The sequence below is a fragment of the Enterobacter cloacae genome (genome assembly GCF_011078175.1).
GTDB lineage: Bacteria > Pseudomonadota > Gammaproteobacteria > Enterobacterales > Enterobacteriaceae > Enterobacter > Enterobacter cloacae_Q.
Genome location: NZ_JAALCJ010000002.1, coordinates 146273 through 160769, shown reverse-complemented (window position 1 = coordinate 160769; position 14497 = coordinate 146273). Strand labels below are relative to the sequence as shown.

13 protein-coding genes are annotated in these 14497 nt (G+C 57.9%); 3 read left to right on the top strand and 10 right to left on the bottom strand.

Annotated features, from left to right (window positions below; genetic code table 11):
• Positions 1-27 precede the first annotated feature (27 nt).
• The 3 genes from G6Q29_RS04940 to G6Q29_RS04930 are packed head-to-tail and all read right to left on the bottom strand — an operon-like array spanning position 28 to position 2986.
• Positions 28-990, bottom strand: a complete 963-nt coding sequence (locus tag G6Q29_RS04940; RefSeq protein WP_015571080.1) for a lysylphosphatidylglycerol synthase domain-containing protein — start codon at positions 988-990, stop codon at positions 28-30.
• Positions 990-2228, bottom strand: a complete 1239-nt coding sequence (gene clsB / locus G6Q29_RS04935) for a cardiolipin synthase ClsB (RefSeq protein WP_165464768.1) — start codon at positions 2226-2228, stop codon at positions 990-992. The genes G6Q29_RS04940 and clsB overlap by 1 nt, the downstream gene beginning before the upstream one ends.
• Positions 2225-2986: an endonuclease/exonuclease/phosphatase family protein gene (locus tag G6Q29_RS04930; RefSeq protein ID WP_165464767.1), complete on the bottom strand. Its 762-nt coding sequence runs from the start codon at positions 2984-2986 to the stop codon at positions 2225-2227. The genes clsB and G6Q29_RS04930 overlap by 4 nt, the downstream gene beginning before the upstream one ends.
• Before the next feature lie 133 nt (positions 2987-3119).
• Here G6Q29_RS04930 and G6Q29_RS04925 point away from each other — a divergent pair, with 133 nt between their 5' ends.
• Complete coding sequence (locus G6Q29_RS04925; RefSeq protein WP_165464766.1) at positions 3120-3530, top strand: YbhQ family protein; 411 nt, start codon at positions 3120-3122, stop codon at positions 3528-3530.
• Here the strand turns inward: G6Q29_RS04925 and G6Q29_RS04920 are convergent.
• Genes G6Q29_RS04920 through cecR form a run of 5 tightly spaced genes read right to left on the bottom strand, consistent with a single transcriptional unit; the run spans position 3492 to position 9132 of the window.
• Complete coding sequence (locus tag G6Q29_RS04920) at positions 3492-4598, bottom strand: ABC transporter permease (RefSeq protein ID WP_165464765.1); 1107 nt, start codon at positions 4596-4598, stop codon at positions 3492-3494. The genes G6Q29_RS04925 and G6Q29_RS04920 overlap by 39 nt on opposite strands.
• A 9-nt stretch (positions 4599-4607) precedes the next feature.
• Complete coding sequence (locus G6Q29_RS04915; protein WP_165464764.1) at positions 4608-5741, bottom strand: ABC transporter permease; 1134 nt, start codon at positions 5739-5741, stop codon at positions 4608-4610.
• Positions 5731-7470, bottom strand: coding sequence for an ATP-binding cassette domain-containing protein (locus G6Q29_RS04910; RefSeq protein WP_165464763.1), 1740 nt, complete (start codon positions 7468-7470; stop codon positions 5731-5733). Before G6Q29_RS04910 ends, G6Q29_RS04915 begins: the two co-directional genes overlap by 11 nt.
• Positions 7463-8458, bottom strand: coding sequence for a secretion protein HlyD (gene hlyD, locus G6Q29_RS04905; RefSeq protein WP_165464762.1), 996 nt, complete (start codon positions 8456-8458; stop codon positions 7463-7465). The genes G6Q29_RS04910 and hlyD overlap by 8 nt, the downstream gene beginning before the upstream one ends.
• Positions 8455-9132: a transcriptional regulator CecR gene (gene cecR / locus G6Q29_RS04900; RefSeq protein ID WP_165464761.1), complete on the bottom strand. Its 678-nt coding sequence runs from the start codon at positions 9130-9132 to the stop codon at positions 8455-8457. Before cecR ends, hlyD begins: the two co-directional genes overlap by 4 nt.
• A gap of 204 nt (positions 9133-9336) precedes the next feature.
• On the opposite strand from cecR, the gene rhlE reads away from it, so the two are divergent.
• The gene (gene rhlE, locus G6Q29_RS04895) at positions 9337-10719 is read left to right on the top strand and encodes an ATP-dependent RNA helicase RhlE (protein ID WP_165464760.1); all 1383 of its coding nucleotides are present in this window, start codon (positions 9337-9339) and stop codon (positions 10717-10719) included.
• 97 nt (positions 10720-10816) lie between these two features.
• Positions 10817-12994, top strand: coding sequence for an ATP-dependent DNA helicase DinG (dinG, locus tag G6Q29_RS04890; protein ID WP_165464759.1), 2178 nt, complete (start codon positions 10817-10819; stop codon positions 12992-12994).
• Here dinG and G6Q29_RS04885 read toward each other — a convergent pair.
• Positions 12981-13484, bottom strand: coding sequence for a fimbrial protein (locus G6Q29_RS04885; RefSeq protein WP_165464758.1), 504 nt, complete (start codon positions 13482-13484; stop codon positions 12981-12983). The genes dinG and G6Q29_RS04885 overlap by 14 nt on opposite strands.
• 5 nt (positions 13485-13489) lie before the next feature.
• On the bottom strand, positions 13490-14479 hold the full coding sequence (locus G6Q29_RS04880; protein WP_165464757.1) for a fimbrial protein: 990 nt from the start codon (positions 14477-14479) through the stop codon (positions 13490-13492).
• Positions 14480-14497: the final 18 nt, after the last annotated feature.

Here is a 14497-nt window from a genome sequence, read left to right as displayed (position 1 = left end):
TCAGACCGCAGCGCTACCCGACACAACTCACTTCGCCAACATCCTCTCGTTCTTCGCGCGCAGCTTTTTCGCCCGACTCTCAAGCACCAGATAACAGACCGTCGCCAGCGCCAGCGGCAGGAAGTAATAGATCATGCGGTACGCGAGCAGGGCGGCGATAATCGTACCGTGAGACACATGCTCCCCCGCAAGCAGCGCAATAAACACCGCTTCCAGTACGCCAATCCCCGCCGGAATATGCACAATCACCCCGGCAATGCTGCTCACCAGGAGCACGCCCAGCACGAAGAAATAATTCACATCTTCGCCAATTAACAGCCAGATAATGGCCCCCATCGCCATCCAGTTGGCGCTGGAAACCACCATTTGCAGGACGGCAAACTTCCACGACGGCAGTACCAGCTTCTGCCCTTTGATGGTCATATGACGTCGTTTGGCAAAAGCGCAGGCCCACAGGTAGGCGGCGATAATCAGCAGCAGTACGATGCCCAAAATGCGCAGGGTGGCCTCATCGATATACCAGTGCGCAGGCAGCTGTACCACGCCAATGGTGAAAATCACCCCGCCGAGCAGGATATACCCAAGCCAGTTGGTGGTGATACTCAGCGAGAAAATGCGCGTAATGGTTCCGCCCGGTAGGCCCAGGCGGGAGTACAGGCGATAGCGCATGCCAATCCCGCCCACCCAGGTGCTCAGCGTCAGGTTAAAGGCGTAGCAGATGAATGAGACCAGCATAACCTGCCGTTTGGCAAGCTTATGCCCGCAATAGGCGCGCCCCAGCAGGTCATAGCAGCCATACATCAGATAGCTCACAATCACCAGCCCAACGGCTCCCAGCAGGACTGTCCGGTTGTAGTTGCGGATAACTTTCCACACCTCTTCCCAGTCCACCTTTTGGGCATACACCACCAGCAGGACCGCGACGGCGATGAAGAACAGCCAGGTCAGGATTTTTTTCGCCAGCCGCCAGCGAGGATGAGATTTCGACATCAGGTTTTCCCTCCATCTTCCGCCTCTACGCGGTCCTGGGTTTCCATTTCGGGCTGCACAGGCGGATCCACCAGCGCCAGTTTCGGCGTATGCGCGGGTAGCCAGCCCACCATGGCCGGGAAGTGGCGCAGGAAGTGGAACACCACCACGCCGATGCCCACGTTCCACCAGCTGCGTTTCGGTACCATGGATTCATCCACCCGGACGCAGTCTCGCCTGATCAGACCCTGAAGGTTATCACGCAGGGTCTGATTAAACTGGCGATCGTGAATGATCAGGTTTGCTTCGAGGTTGAGCGATAAGCTCAGCGGATCGAGGTTACTGGAGCCGACGGTCGCCCAGTGGTCATCCATCACGGCCACTTTGCCGTGCAGCGGACGGCGGCGATATTCATAGATCTGCACGCCGCTTTTGACCAGATAGCGATAAAGCAGACGCGCGCCGACCTTCACAATCGGCATATCGGGTTCACCCTGCACAATCAGCTTCACGCTCACGCCGCGTCGGGCTGCGTTACGCATGGCGTGCAAAATTCGGTAACCGGGGAAGAAATAAGCGTTAGCGATGATTACCTCGCGCTTCGCGTTCGCCAGCATCTTCAGGTAATGACGCTCAATATCGTCCCGGTGCTCCTCATTATCCCGCCAGACAAACAGCGCCTGCGCCTCGCCGGGCTTGCGGTTCTCCTCAGGACGATGACGGCGTCGCCACCAGCGGCGAGCGGCCTCTTTGCCGGGTAAATTTTCCAGGACAAACAGCTGGATATCCTGAACCACCGGCCCTTCAATGCGGATCGCGTAGTCCTGTTTAGCTTCAGGACCGTAATCCGACATATGCTCGGCGGAGTAGTTGATACCGCCAACGAAGGCCACCGTTTCATCCACCACCACAATTTTGCGGTGCATTCGACGGAACAGGTTGGTGCGCATGCCGAACAGACGCGGGCCGGGATCGTAATAGCGGAACACCACCCCCGCGGCGGTGAGTTCGTTTACAAATTCGTCGCTGAGATCCGGCGAGCCATACCCGTCGAGCAGAACCTCGATTGTTATACCGCGACGGGCGGCATGCAGCAGTGCGCTGTGCAACCGCCTGCCCACGTCGTCTTCAAACCAGATAAACGTTTCCAGAAATACTTTCTGCTGTGCGTGGCTAATCGCCTCAAAAACTGCCGGGTAATAGTTATCACCATTTTCCAGCAGCGTAATACGGTTACCTTCCTGCCATGTGCATTTCATAAGTGTATCTCCGCGCTGAGTGGGGCGTGGTCGGAGAGATGTCGCCAGTTGAGTAAAGCCAACGCCGTCGGGCTGCTGGCGTGGGCATTTTTTACGTAGATGCGGTCAAGACGCAGCAGGGGGAAGCGCACCGGAAACGTTCGCGCGGGACGGCCGCGGGCGCGGGTGAAAATCTCCTCCAGCCCCGCATGGACCTTCAGCGGATGGTTGGCACGCTGTCGCCAGTCGTTGAAATCACCGGCCACCACAACGGGCTCGCCCTCCGGCAGCGCATTGGTCCAGTCTGCCAGCATCTGTAGCTGGGCCTGACGGTGGGCTTCACGAAGGCCAAGATGAACACAGCCTACATGAATGGGAAAATCGAGCTCCGGGGGCGTGATGCGGCAGTATAACAGCCCGCGTTTTTCGCTTTCGCCAACCGAGACGTCCCGGTTCTCATAATGCTCAATAGGAAAACGCGAAAGTACCGCGTTACCGTGATGCCCCTCCGGGTAGACCGCATTGCGCCCATAAGCGTAATCGCTCCACATGGTATCCGCCAGAAACTCGTAATGGGGCGTGTCGGGCCAGTTTTCAAAATGCATCGGGTGCACCTCGTGCGCGCCCATGACCTCCTGAAGGCAGACAATATCAGCGCTGACGGTGCGTACCGCGTCGCGCAGCTCCGGTAAAATGAAGCGGCGGTTAAATGCTGTGAAGCCCTTATGAATGTTTATCGTCAGCACCTTAAGCGAGAAATGCTGCGTTTTTTTGCTCATAAACACCTTCCTGGGTGACTATCCCGATGAAAATAAAGTGTAGTAGGCGTCACAAAAAGATGCGGCGTTACGGAATTTTCCGTAAAGTGCGGTAGTCTGAACTAGCAGAGAAAAATCCTTCAGGAGAGAAGCCATGAAGTGGCAACAACGCGTTCGTGTCGCAACCGGTTTGAGTTGCTGGCAGATAATGTTGCATTTACTGGTCGTGGCCGTACTGGTGATGGGCTGGATGAGCGGCACGCTGGTGCGTGTTGGCTTAGGGTTATGCGTGCTTTACGGCGTGACCGTGCTGTCGATGCTGTTTTTACAGCGTCACCACGACGCGCGCTGGCGTGAAGTGGGTGATGTGCTCGAAGAGCTCACCACCACCTGGTATTTTGGTGCGTCAATGATCGTCCTGTGGCTATTGTCACGCGTGCTGCAAAACAACCTGCTGCTGGCCCTCGCGGGTCTGGCTATCCTTGCAGGACCCGCGGTGGTGTCGTTACTCACCAAAGAGAAAAAGCTACGCGATGTTTCGTCTAAACATCGCATAGGCCACTGAGCCCGTTGTGGCCGCGATGACCAGTAGCGGCCACAAACTTCCCCACACAATATCCAGACTCGCATCCTTAAGATAGATTTGCTTGGTGATATCCGTGAAGTGACGAATCGGGTTTATCCACGTCAAATCCTGTAACCACACCGGCATGTTCTCCACTGGCGAAACGTACCCTGAAAGCAAAATCGCCGGCATCATAAAGACAAACACTCCGATAAACGCCTGCTGCTGCGTTGAGCAGAGCGCGGATATCAGCAATCCAAACCCGACCAGCGACAGGCCGTAAATCACCATTGTGAAGTAAAATAGCGCCAGCGATCCGGCAAACGGGATCTGGTACGCCCAAATCCCGACGCCCAACACGATGGTGGCCTGGAAGGTGGCGACGATCAGCGCCGGCACCGCCTTGCCGACAAATATCTGCCATGTGGCGAGCGGGGAAACCAGCAGCTGATCCAGCGTACCCTGTTCTCGTTCGCGCGCCACGGACAGCGAGGTGACGATCATCACACCAATGGTAGTGATCATAGCGATTAGCGATGGCACCACAAACCACTTATAGTCCAGATTCGGGTTGTACCAGTTACGCACCACCAGCTCGCTGTTGTTGGGTTTAGGTTTGCCTGTCATCAACTCCTGCTGGTAATCCTTCACCACCTGTTGCAGATAGTTAGCCGCTATCTGGGCGCTGTTGGAGTTACGTCCGTCGAGGATCAGCTGCATCGGTGCGGTCTGAAAGGTGTCCAGGTTACGGGAGAAATCGGCCGGGAAGCGCACCAGCAGCAGGGCTTTTTGCGTATCGATGGTCGGCTGGATCGCCTGCGGACTTTGCAGCAGCAGGACATGGGTAAACGCTTTTGCACGGGCAAAGCGCTGCGTCAGCTCGACGGAATGCTTGCCGTTGTCTTCGTTATAAATGGCGATGGTGGCGTTGGTCACCTCAAGCGTCGCGGCAAAGGGGAACAGCAAAACCTGGATCAGCACCGGCAACACCAGAATGGCGCGGGTCTGCGGTTCGCGTAGCAGGGATTGCAACTCTTTGCGGATCAACGTCCATAATCGGTGAAACATGTTCGCTCCTTAATCCAGACGCCGTTTGGTTTTCATCCACGTCAGCCCGATAAACATCACCGCCGACGCCAGCAAAAACAGGGTATTGATAATTAGCACCACCGGGATATTGCCCGCCAGGAACAGGCTTTGCAGGGTGCTCACAAAGTAGCGCGCCGGAATGATGTAGGTCACTGCGCGGATCACCGCCGGCATACTGTCTATCTGGAAGATAAAGCCGGAGAGCATAATCGACGGCAGGAAGGCGGCGTTAAGCGCCACCTGTGCGGCGTTAAACTGGTTACGGGTGATGGTGGAAATTAACAGTCCCATTCCCAGCGTGCTGAGTAAAAACAGGCTGGTAATAAAGAACAGCACCACCAGCGAGCCGCGGTACGGCACGCCGAGGATAAACACCGAGACCAGCATACACAGCAGCATCGCCAGCATGCCGAGGAAGTAGTAGGGGATCAGCTTGCAGAGCAGGAGCTCGACGCGCGTCACTTCGGTGGAGAGCAGCGCCTCCATGGTGCCGCGCTCCCATTCGCGGGCAATGACCAGCGAGGTGAGGATTGCGCCAATCACCGTCATGATGATTGTGACCGCCCCCGGAATAATAAAATGCTGGCTGATGGCGGCGGGGTTAAACCAGTAGCGGGTCTGCACGTCAATCAGCGGTTCAAACGTCTCACCCCGGTCTTCGGCGCGCTGCATCTGCCACAGCTGCCAGATCCCCTCCGCGTAGCCCTGCACGAAGTTCGCGGTGTTCGGTTCGCTGCCGTCGGTAATCACCTGAATGGGCGCATCGGCGCCCGGGCGCGCCATGTTGGCGGCGAAATCCACCGGGATGACGATCAGACCGCGAATTTTTCCGGCCTGCATTTTCTGGATCAGTTCCTGCCGGCTGTCGCTGATGGTGGCATCGATGTAGGGCGAACCGGTCATGGCGTGGGTGAAGTCCAGCGCCTCTTCGCTCTGCTGCTCCAGCAGGATCCCGACCCGCAGCTTGCTGGAGTCGAGGTTAATGCCGTAGCCAAAAATAAACAGCAGCAGCAGAGGGATCACCACCGCAATCAGCCAGCTGCTGGGGTCACGCACGATCTGCCGCGTCTCTTTGACGCACAGGGCACGTACACGGCGCCAGGAAAGGGCGTTACTGCGCATGGGCATTCTCCTTATCCCAGTTGTGGATGAGGGAGATAAACGCCTGCTCCATGGTCGGGTCCGGCTGTGCGTCGTCGGCGGCCTGCGCTTTCAGGTCATCCGGCGTGCCGTGAGCGATCAGCTTGCCGCGATAGACCAGCCCGATCCGGTCGCAGTACTCCGCCTCATCCATGAAGTGGGTGGTCACCATCACGGTCACGCCTTTTTCCACCATGCTGTTAATATGCAGCCAGAATTCGCGGCGGGTGAGGGGATCTACGCCGGATGTGGGTTCATCAAGAAACAGGATATCAGGCTCGTGCATCAGCGAGCAGGCCAGCGCCAGCCGCTGTTTGAAGCCAAGCGGCAGCGCGTCGGTCGCGTGTGAGGCGATACCGGTCAGGCCAAAGGCGTCGCACATGCGACGTATCTTCTCGTTCTGCGCCCGTCCCCGCAGGCCGTAGACGCCGGAGAAAAATCGTAGATTTTGCTCAACCGTCAGATTGCCGTAGAGAGAAAACTTCTGCGCCATATAGCCCAGGTGCTGGCGCGCCTTTCCGGAGCTGACTTTGAGATCCATATCCAGCACCAGCGCCTTGCCGGACGTCGGCACCAGCAGGCCACACATCATTTTAAAGGTGGTGGATTTCCCCGCGCCGTTCGGCCCGAGCAGGCCAAAAATCTCGCCGCGCTTTACGGCAAAATTGACGTTGTCGGTGGCGGCAAAGTCGCCGAACTTTTTGGTCAGGGATTTCGCTTCAATCACCGTCTCGCCCGGCGTACCTTCCACCGTGTGCAGGATGGCGCCAAGCGGCGACTCCGAGGTTCCCGCCCCGCCCAGCAGATCGATGAACGCATCTTCAAAGCGCGGCGTGGTCTCAGCCATGACAAGTTCAGGCATACCCTGTGCACGCCGGATATCTTCGGCGGTGGCCTCTTTTTTGAGGATCACGCGCACCGAACGGCCCTGAATCATCCCGTCGCTCACCTGGGGCAGCTTCAGCACCCGTTGCAGCAGCTTGCGGTTGGATTCCTGTGGGCTGTGCAGCAGAAAACTGCGCCCGGCCATGGTTTGCGTCAGCTCGGTGGGTTCGCCCTGATAGAGCAGTTCGCCTTCATTCATCAGCAGCACGTCGCGGCACTGTTCTGCTTCATCAAGGTAAGAGGTACTCCAGAGGATCAGCATGCCGTCACCCGCCAGCTCGTGCACCATCTGCCACAGCTCGCGGCGGGAAATCGGGTCCACGCCCACGCCGGGTTCATCCAGCAAGAGCACCTTCGGTTCGCCCACCAGCGTGCAGGCCAGCCCCAGCTTCTGCTTCATCCCGCCGGAAAGTTTGCCCGCCAGCCGGTCGGTAAACGGGCCGAGGGAGGTAAACGCCAGCAGACGCTCAAAGGTTTTTTGCCGGGTTTCGCCGGTCACGCTGCGCAGATCGGCATACAGATTGAGGTTTTCCATCACGGTCAGATCTTCGTACAGACCAAACTTCTGCGGCATATAGCCGAGCATGCCGTGGAGCGCCGCGTCGTCTTTGATCGGATCGAGGCCAAGCACGCTGGCACTGCCTTCATCCGGCTTCAGCAGCCCCGCCAGCATCCGCATCAGCGTGGTTTTTCCCGCGCCGTCCGGCCCCACCAGCCCGGTCACATAGCCTTTCTGAACCGTACAGTTCAGCGGCGCGACCGCCGGTTTAGCCATTCCCGGGAAGCGTTTGACCAGATTGTTGAGCTGGATAACCGCATCATTCATGTCGTTCCCCGTCGTTTAAGGTCACGGTAACAGGCATGCCCTGACGCAGCGCGTCGTCCGCATCGGTGACGATGATGCGCAGGCGATACACCAGGTCGGTGCGCAGGTCCGGGGTTTCAACGGTTTTTGGCGTGAATTCGGCCGTTGGGGAGACAAAGCCCACTTTGCCGTGATACGGCTTGTCCGGGCGTCCGTCGGTATAGAGCAGCAGTTCGCGGCCCGGCTGCATCTGACCAAGATTCGGCTCATCAATGTAGGCGCGCACCCACACCGGACGGGTTAGGGAGAGCGTTAACACGGTGCTGCCCGCGTTGAGCATGCTGCCCGGCTCCACGGCGCGGGTCATCAGCGTACCGTCAGACGGCGCAATGAGTGTGGTATCGCGCAGGTCCAGCTCCGCCTGGGCTAACTGTGCCTGGGCCTGCTCGAGGCTGGCTTTCGCCTGGGCGATATCCTGCGCGCGGTTACCGGTGCGGTACTGGCTTAATTTATCCTGTGCAGATTTCAGCGTAGCCTGCGCCTGGTCGCGGGATGAACGCGCGTTTTCCAGATCGTTGGCGGAAATAGTGCGGCTTTTCCACAGGCCTTGCTGGCGGTTATAGAAGTTCTGCGCATAGTCATAGGCGGCTTTTGCCTGCTTAACGGCAGCGGCGGCCTGGGAAATTTCTTCATCACGATAGCCCGCCAGCATCAGGTCATACTGCGCCTGCGCGACGGAGACGCCTGCTTTTGCCTGCATCAGCGCGTTCTCAAACGGGGCTTTGTCCAGCCTCCCCAGCGTCTGCCCGGCTTCGATGGCATCGCCTTCGTCAACGCTCAGCGAGGCCAGCCGCCCGCCGACGCGGAAGCTCATATTCACGGTGCGGATATCCACGTTGCCGTACAGCGTCAGGCCACGATCCTGCTGGCTCTGATACCACAGCCAGCCGCCCATTCCCGCAGCAAGCAAGACAACAACCACCAGAATGATGGCGACAGGTTTTTTCATGACTTCTGGCTCCTTTGCGTTAAGCCTTGCAGGATCAGATCAACGTGACAGGTAATGACCTGGCTAATTTGCGCGGCTTTATCCTCATCGAATTGTGTCCAGCCGGTACGTAACAGGATGGTCTCACGCCCCAGACGGAAGGCGAGCACTTCGCCCAGCAGGGCGTGGGTATGCAAAATGGTGTCGGTATCGCCGGCATCCCGTCCGGTATAGGCGGCGATCAGCCGGGTCAGATGGCTATGCATCGGGGCGATCACCTGATCGTGCACCAGCTGATAAGCGGCAGTGGGGGAGAGCTGCTCGCGGGAGATAAACTTGCTCAGGTTCAGCGTATCGTCGTGCGTCAGCAGGCGGATCATGTTGTGACAGGCGTTAAGGATCAGCTGGCGGATTGCGGCCCGGTCCGGCTTTGGCTGGCCGAGCAGCGCGGTGGCCTCCTCGACGTGCGGGTGAAACTGCGTGCCGATAAAATCCGCGATCCACTGGGCACAGGCGAGGTATAAATCCTCTTTTGAGCCAAAATAGTAGGTAATGGCCGCAATATTTTGTCCGGCCTGAGCGGCGATATCCCGCGTGGTGGCATGCAGACCATACTCGCCAAACTGCGCCAGCGCGGCGGCGATAAGCTGGCTTTTGGCCTGTTCACCTTTGGTTGTTGTGGGTGTCGTATTCATGGCGGCATTAAAAATTAATCAATCGATTGATTAAGATTATGCCTGATTCGCACATACGTCGAGGCTTCCCCGGGGATATTTTATGCGCCACGTCACAAAAGCTGCTACACTCCGCCCCTTCGCGACATTGTGGTTTTTGTCCTTCTATTCGCTATATCTCCCTGAAAACTACACCTGTGATGGTCGGGGCGGTTCGGAGTTTTTATGTCTTTTGATTCCCTTGGTCTGAACCCGGAAATTCTGCGCGCCATCGCAGAGCAGGGCTACGTTGAGCCAACCCCTATCCAACAGCAGGCCATTCCTGCCGTTTTGCAGGGCCGTGACCTGATGGCAAGCGCGCAGACCGGTACCGGTAAGACCGCGGGCTTTACCCTGCCGCTGCTGGAGCTGCTGGTAAAAAACCAGCCGCACGCCAAAGGCCGTCGTCCGGTTCGTGCCCTGATCCTGACGCCTACTCGTGAGCTGGCCGCGCAGATTGGTGAGAACGTGCGTGAGTACAGCCGCTACCTCAACATTCGCTCGCTGGTGGTGTTCGGCGGGGTGAGCATTAACCCGCAGATGATGAAGCTGCGCGGCGGCGTGGACGTGCTGGTGGCAACGCCGGGCCGTCTGCTTGATCTCGAACACCAGAACGCGGTGAAGCTGGATAGCATCGAAATTCTGGTGCTGGACGAAGCCGACCGCATGCTGGACATGGGCTTTATTCACGACATTCGCCGCGTGCTGGCCAAGCTGCCTGCGCGTCGTCAGAACCTGCTCTTCTCCGCGACCTTCTCCGACGAGATCAAGGCGCTGGCGGAAAAGCTGCTGCATAACCCGCTGGAAGTGGAAGTCGCGCGCCGCAACACCGCTTCCGAACAGGTGACGCAGCACGTTCACTTCGTTGATAAGAAGCGCAAGCGGGAACTGCTCTCCCAGATGATCGGCCAGGGTAACTGGCAGCAGGTGTTGGTCTTTACCCGCACCAAGCACGGTGCTAACCATCTGGCCGAACAGCTAAACAAAGACGGCATTCGCAGCGCCGCCATTCACGGTAACAAGAGTCAGGGCGCGCGTACCCGTGCGCTGGCGGACTTCAAATCCGGCGACATCCGCGTGCTGGTGGCGACCGACATCGCTGCCCGTGGTCTGGATATTGAAGAGCTTCCGCACGTGGTGAACTACGAGCTGCCAAACGTGCCGGAAGACTATGTTCACCGTATCGGCCGTACCGGCCGTGCGGCGGCCACCGGCGAAGCGCTCTCTCTGGTTTGCGTGGACGAGCACAAGCTGCTGCGCGACATCGAACGCCTGCTGAAGAAAGAGATCCCGCGCATTGAAACCCCGGGTTATGAAGTCGATCCGTCGATCAAAGCCGAGCCGATTCAGAACGGTCGTCAGGGCGGCGGTCGCGGTCAGGGCGGCGGGGGTCGCGGCCAGCAGCCGCGTCGTGCCGAAGGCGGCTCGCCGAAGTCATCAGGCAAACCGCCGCGTCGTCATAACGACAGCAAACCAGCCGGTGAAAACCCGTGGCGTAGCGGCGAAGGGAAACCGGCAGGCGAGGGGCAGCGTCGACGCCGCCCGCGCAAGCCTGCTAACCCGCAGTAATCTGGAAGCCCGGTCGTAAGGCCGGGCTTTTCTTTTTGCGGCAGCGAAGAGAAAGTGCCACAATAGTGGCTGTTTATACAGTATTTCAGGTTTTCCAATGGCTTTAACCGCGGCGCTGAAAGCGCAGATAGGCGCCTGGTATAAGGCGCTACAACAGCAGATCCCCGATTTTATCCCCCGAGCGCCGCAGCGGCAGATGATCGCCGACGTGGCCAAAACGCTCGCCGGGGACGACGGGCGACATCTGGCGATTGAAGCCCCGACCGGCGTTGGGAAAACCCTGTCGTACCTCATTCCGGGCATCGCGATTGCGCGGGAGGAAGACAAAACGCTGGTGGTCAGCACCGCGAACGTCGCCTTGCAGGATCAGATCTTCAGCAAAGATTTACCCCTTTTACGCAAAATTATTCCCGACCTGCGGTTTACCGCCGCCTTTGGTCGCGGGCGCTACGTCTGCCCGCGCAATCTGGCGGCGCTGGCCAGCAGTGACCCCTCCCAGCAGGATCTGCTCGCGTTTCTTGATGACGAGCTGACGCCAAACAACAAGGCGGAGCAGGAGCAGTGCGCAAAGCTGAAGGCCGATCTCGACGGCTATAAGTGGGACGGCCTGCGGGATCACACCAGCCAGGCGATCGGCGACGACCTGTGGCGCAGGCTTAGCACCGATAAAGCGAGCTGCCTGAACCGGAACTGTCACTACTACCGCGAATGCCCGTTCTTTGTCGCCCGGCGTGAAATTCAGGAAGCGGAAGTGGTGGTGGCCAACCACGCGCTGGTGATGGCCGCGCTGGAGAGTGAAGCGGTGCTGCCAGAACCCAAAAATCTGCTGCTGGTGCTCGACGAAGGCCACCATCTGCCGGACGTGGCGCGGGATGCACTGGAGATGAGTGCGGAAATTACTGCCCCGTGGTTTCGCCTGCAACTGGACCTGTTCTGCAAGCTGGTGGCAACCTGCATGGAGCAGTTTCGCCCGAAAACCACGCCGCCGCTGGCGGTTCCGGAGCGGTTAAGCGAGCACTGTGAAGAGGTTTACAGCCTTATCTCGTCCCTGAACAACATTCTGAACCTCTATCTTCCTGCGGCCCAGGAGGCCGAACACCGTTTCGCAATGGGGGAGCTGCCGGATGAAGTGATGGAGATTTGCCAGCAGCTGGCGAAGCACCTCGAAAAGCTGCGCGGGCTGGCGGAGATGTTCTTAAACGATCTCAGCGAGAAAACCGGTACCCATGACGTGGTGCGTTTACACCGTATTCTGCTACAAATGAACCGTGCGCTGGGCATGTTTGAGGCGCAGAGCAAGCTCTGGCGGCTGGCCTCGATGGCGCAGGCGTCAGGTGCACCGGTGACGAAATGGGCGACCCGCGAAGTGCGGGACGGGCAGGTACATCTGTTCTTCCACTGCGTAGGCATCCGCGTAGCGGATCAGCTTGAAAAGCTAATCTGGCGCAGTGTGCCGCACGTGGTAGTGACGTCGGCGACCCTGCGTTCCCTGAATAGCTTCTCAAGATTGCAGGAGATGAGCGGCCTGAAAGAGAAAGCGGGGGATCGTTTTGTGGCCCTGGACTCGCCGTTTAACCACTGCGAACAGGGCAAGCTGGTCATTCCGCGTATGCACTATGAACCGCTTATCGACAACGAAGAGCAGCATATTGCGGAAATGGCGGCCTACTTCCGCGAACAGGTCGAGAGCAAAAAATACCCCGGCATGTTGGTACTGTTTGCCAGCGGGCGAGCGATGCAGCGCTTTCTTGAACACGTGACCGATCTGCGGCTGCTCCTGCTGGTGCAGGGCGATCAGCCGCGCTATCGCCTGGTGGAAACACACCGTAAGCGCATTGATAACGGCGAACGCAGCGTGCTGGTAGGGTTACAGTCTTTTGCGGAAGGATTGGATCTGAAGGGAGACTACCTGACGCAGGTGCACATCCATAAAATCGCCTTCCCGCCCATCGACAGCCCGGTGGTGATCACCGAAGGCGAGTGGCTGAAAAGCCTTAACCGCTATCCCTTCGAGGTGCAAAGCCTGCCTGCGGCGTCGTTTAACCTCATTCAGCAAGTGGGACGACTGATTCGTAGCCACGGCTGCTGGGGCGAGGTGGTGATTTACGATAAACGTCTGCTCACCAAAAACTATGGTCAACGGCTGCTCAATGCGCTGCCGGTGTTCCCGATTGAGCGGCCGGACGTGCCGGAGATAAAAAAACGCCCGGCTAAACGGTCTGCCGGGCGTCGAAAAAGCATCCATGCTAAGGGGCGCGGTCCTACTGGTAAGTGAATGTCACCTGAATCACGCTGCTGAAGGTCCCGGCAGTGACGGGCATTGAGGTGGCGTAGTAACGTGCGGACAGAGGAAAGGTTGCCGTGTGGTCGCTCGGATTGATGGCGGCGTTAAAGGCGGCCTGCGGGGCAATCAGTATTTTGTCCTGTCGGTCTGCCAGCTCCAGCGCCAGCCCCTTTGCGGTGCCTGTGTTGGCAAATTTCGTCGGGTGAGTGCTGTCTGGCTGACCATAGAAAAAAGCGGTGGCGAGCGCGAGCGTCGACGGACAATGTGATACGGACAGCGAGAAATCTTTCCACTCGCCGGTATCGCCCACGTCTTTAAAACTGCCCGATAGTGCCTGACCCAAATCCACCGTCAAATTCCTGCTGGCGGTATCGATGACGCAGGTATTGGCGTAAATGTTTCCCGTCATCTGGATCTGAATGTCTTCTGCATAGGCCTGGGTCATTAAGCCCAGCGCCAGCAATGCGATTGTCTTTTTCATGTCGGTCACTTATAGGCGAGAGTGATGGTTGCAACGGTGTTGGCGGGGCCGGGCGTCACGACATCAGCGGTCTGCTCGTATCGAACCTGAAAGGGGATGTCCAGCGTTTCATTGGCAACGGCCTGTCGTTGGGTACTCACGTACGTGTCAAAGGTGGCAATGTGGTCATCAAACAGCATTCTCACCCCGACGCCGGTTGCCATGTTTGTCTGCTTCGTGAGTTTAAGCACTCCCTCAAATGCGGTTTCATATCCGTTAGCGCTGGTGATTTTTAGCTCAGGCTGTACGGTTGTATCGCAGTTTACGGTGATGTTAAAATTTTGTGCGGGGTTAGCGAGATAACCAACACTGATAAAATCACTGACGGGAAAATCGCCTAAATTAACGGTGAGATTGTTCGGCGAAACGGAGCAGGTAACTTGATGCAGAATGACGTTACCGGCATAGGCAATGTGGTTAGGGTTACCAATCCCTTCATGGCCAAAAACGCCAATACCGAACACGGTCTGAGATTGCACCAGCGTGCCTGATGTCACGGTGTCACTTGTTTTCACCAGTTCAAGCGTGACCTCAAAATTAAAAGACTGGGTACCATCGGTTGAGACGTAGCCAACGGGGGTGCCGCGCGAATCGCACTGTATGCCCCCAGCGCCGCTGATTCGCTGACCCTGAACGTTCATCAGCGCGACCCCAATCCCCGGTACGCCGGAATCGTATACGCCCTTGAGCCCGGGAATTTCCGCGCCGGTACCGTAGTAGCAGGAAACAATTTCCAGACCGCTGTCGACGCTCTGATCGCAATGCCCTGCGACATGAACGCTCTGTTCTGTCCCTGGGATCGTTGCGCCAACGGCCAGCGTCGTTGGGACAGAAATGGATGCCACGTTAATCATTTTGGGGAGATCCGGCGTCGTGCAGCTCGCCTTCGCATGCGGCATAAATAGCGCCGCGGTCCCCAGGATCAGTAAGAAAAAACACTGTTTAATCATCTGCATAATGTTTTGCCTGCTCGG

Excerpts from the sequence above, each read along its gene's own strand:
- G6Q29_RS04940 (WP_015571080.1), bottom strand. The coding sequence starts at position 990 with ATGTCGAAATCTCATCCTCGCTGGCGGCTGGCGAAAAAAATCCTGACC.
- clsB (WP_165464768.1), bottom strand. The coding sequence starts at position 2,228 with ATGAAATGCACATGGCAGGAAGGTAACCGTATTACGCTGCTGGAAAAT.
- G6Q29_RS04930 (WP_165464767.1), bottom strand. The coding sequence starts at position 2,986 with ATGAGCAAAAAAACGCAGCATTTCTCGCTTAAGGTGCTGACGATAAAC.
- G6Q29_RS04925 (WP_165464766.1), top strand. The coding sequence starts at position 3,120 with ATGAAGTGGCAACAACGCGTTCGTGTCGCAACCGGTTTGAGTTGCTGG.
- G6Q29_RS04920 (WP_165464765.1), bottom strand. The coding sequence starts at position 4,598 with ATGTTTCACCGATTATGGACGTTGATCCGCAAAGAGTTGCAATCCCTG.
- G6Q29_RS04915 (WP_165464764.1), bottom strand. The coding sequence starts at position 5,741 with ATGCGCAGTAACGCCCTTTCCTGGCGCCGTGTACGTGCCCTGTGCGTC.
- G6Q29_RS04910 (WP_165464763.1), bottom strand. The coding sequence starts at position 7,470 with ATGAATGATGCGGTTATCCAGCTCAACAATCTGGTCAAACGCTTCCCG.
- hlyD (WP_165464762.1), bottom strand. The coding sequence starts at position 8,458 with ATGAAAAAACCTGTCGCCATCATTCTGGTGGTTGTTGTCTTGCTTGCT.
- cecR (WP_165464761.1), bottom strand. The coding sequence starts at position 9,132 with ATGAATACGACACCCACAACAACCAAAGGTGAACAGGCCAAAAGCCAG.
- rhlE (WP_165464760.1), top strand. The coding sequence starts at position 9,337 with ATGTCTTTTGATTCCCTTGGTCTGAACCCGGAAATTCTGCGCGCCATC.
- dinG (WP_165464759.1), top strand. The coding sequence starts at position 10,817 with ATGGCTTTAACCGCGGCGCTGAAAGCGCAGATAGGCGCCTGGTATAAG.
- G6Q29_RS04885 (WP_165464758.1), bottom strand. The coding sequence starts at position 13,484 with ATGAAAAAGACAATCGCATTGCTGGCGCTGGGCTTAATGACCCAGGCC.
- G6Q29_RS04880 (WP_165464757.1), bottom strand. The coding sequence starts at position 14,479 with ATGCAGATGATTAAACAGTGTTTTTTCTTACTGATCCTGGGGACCGCG.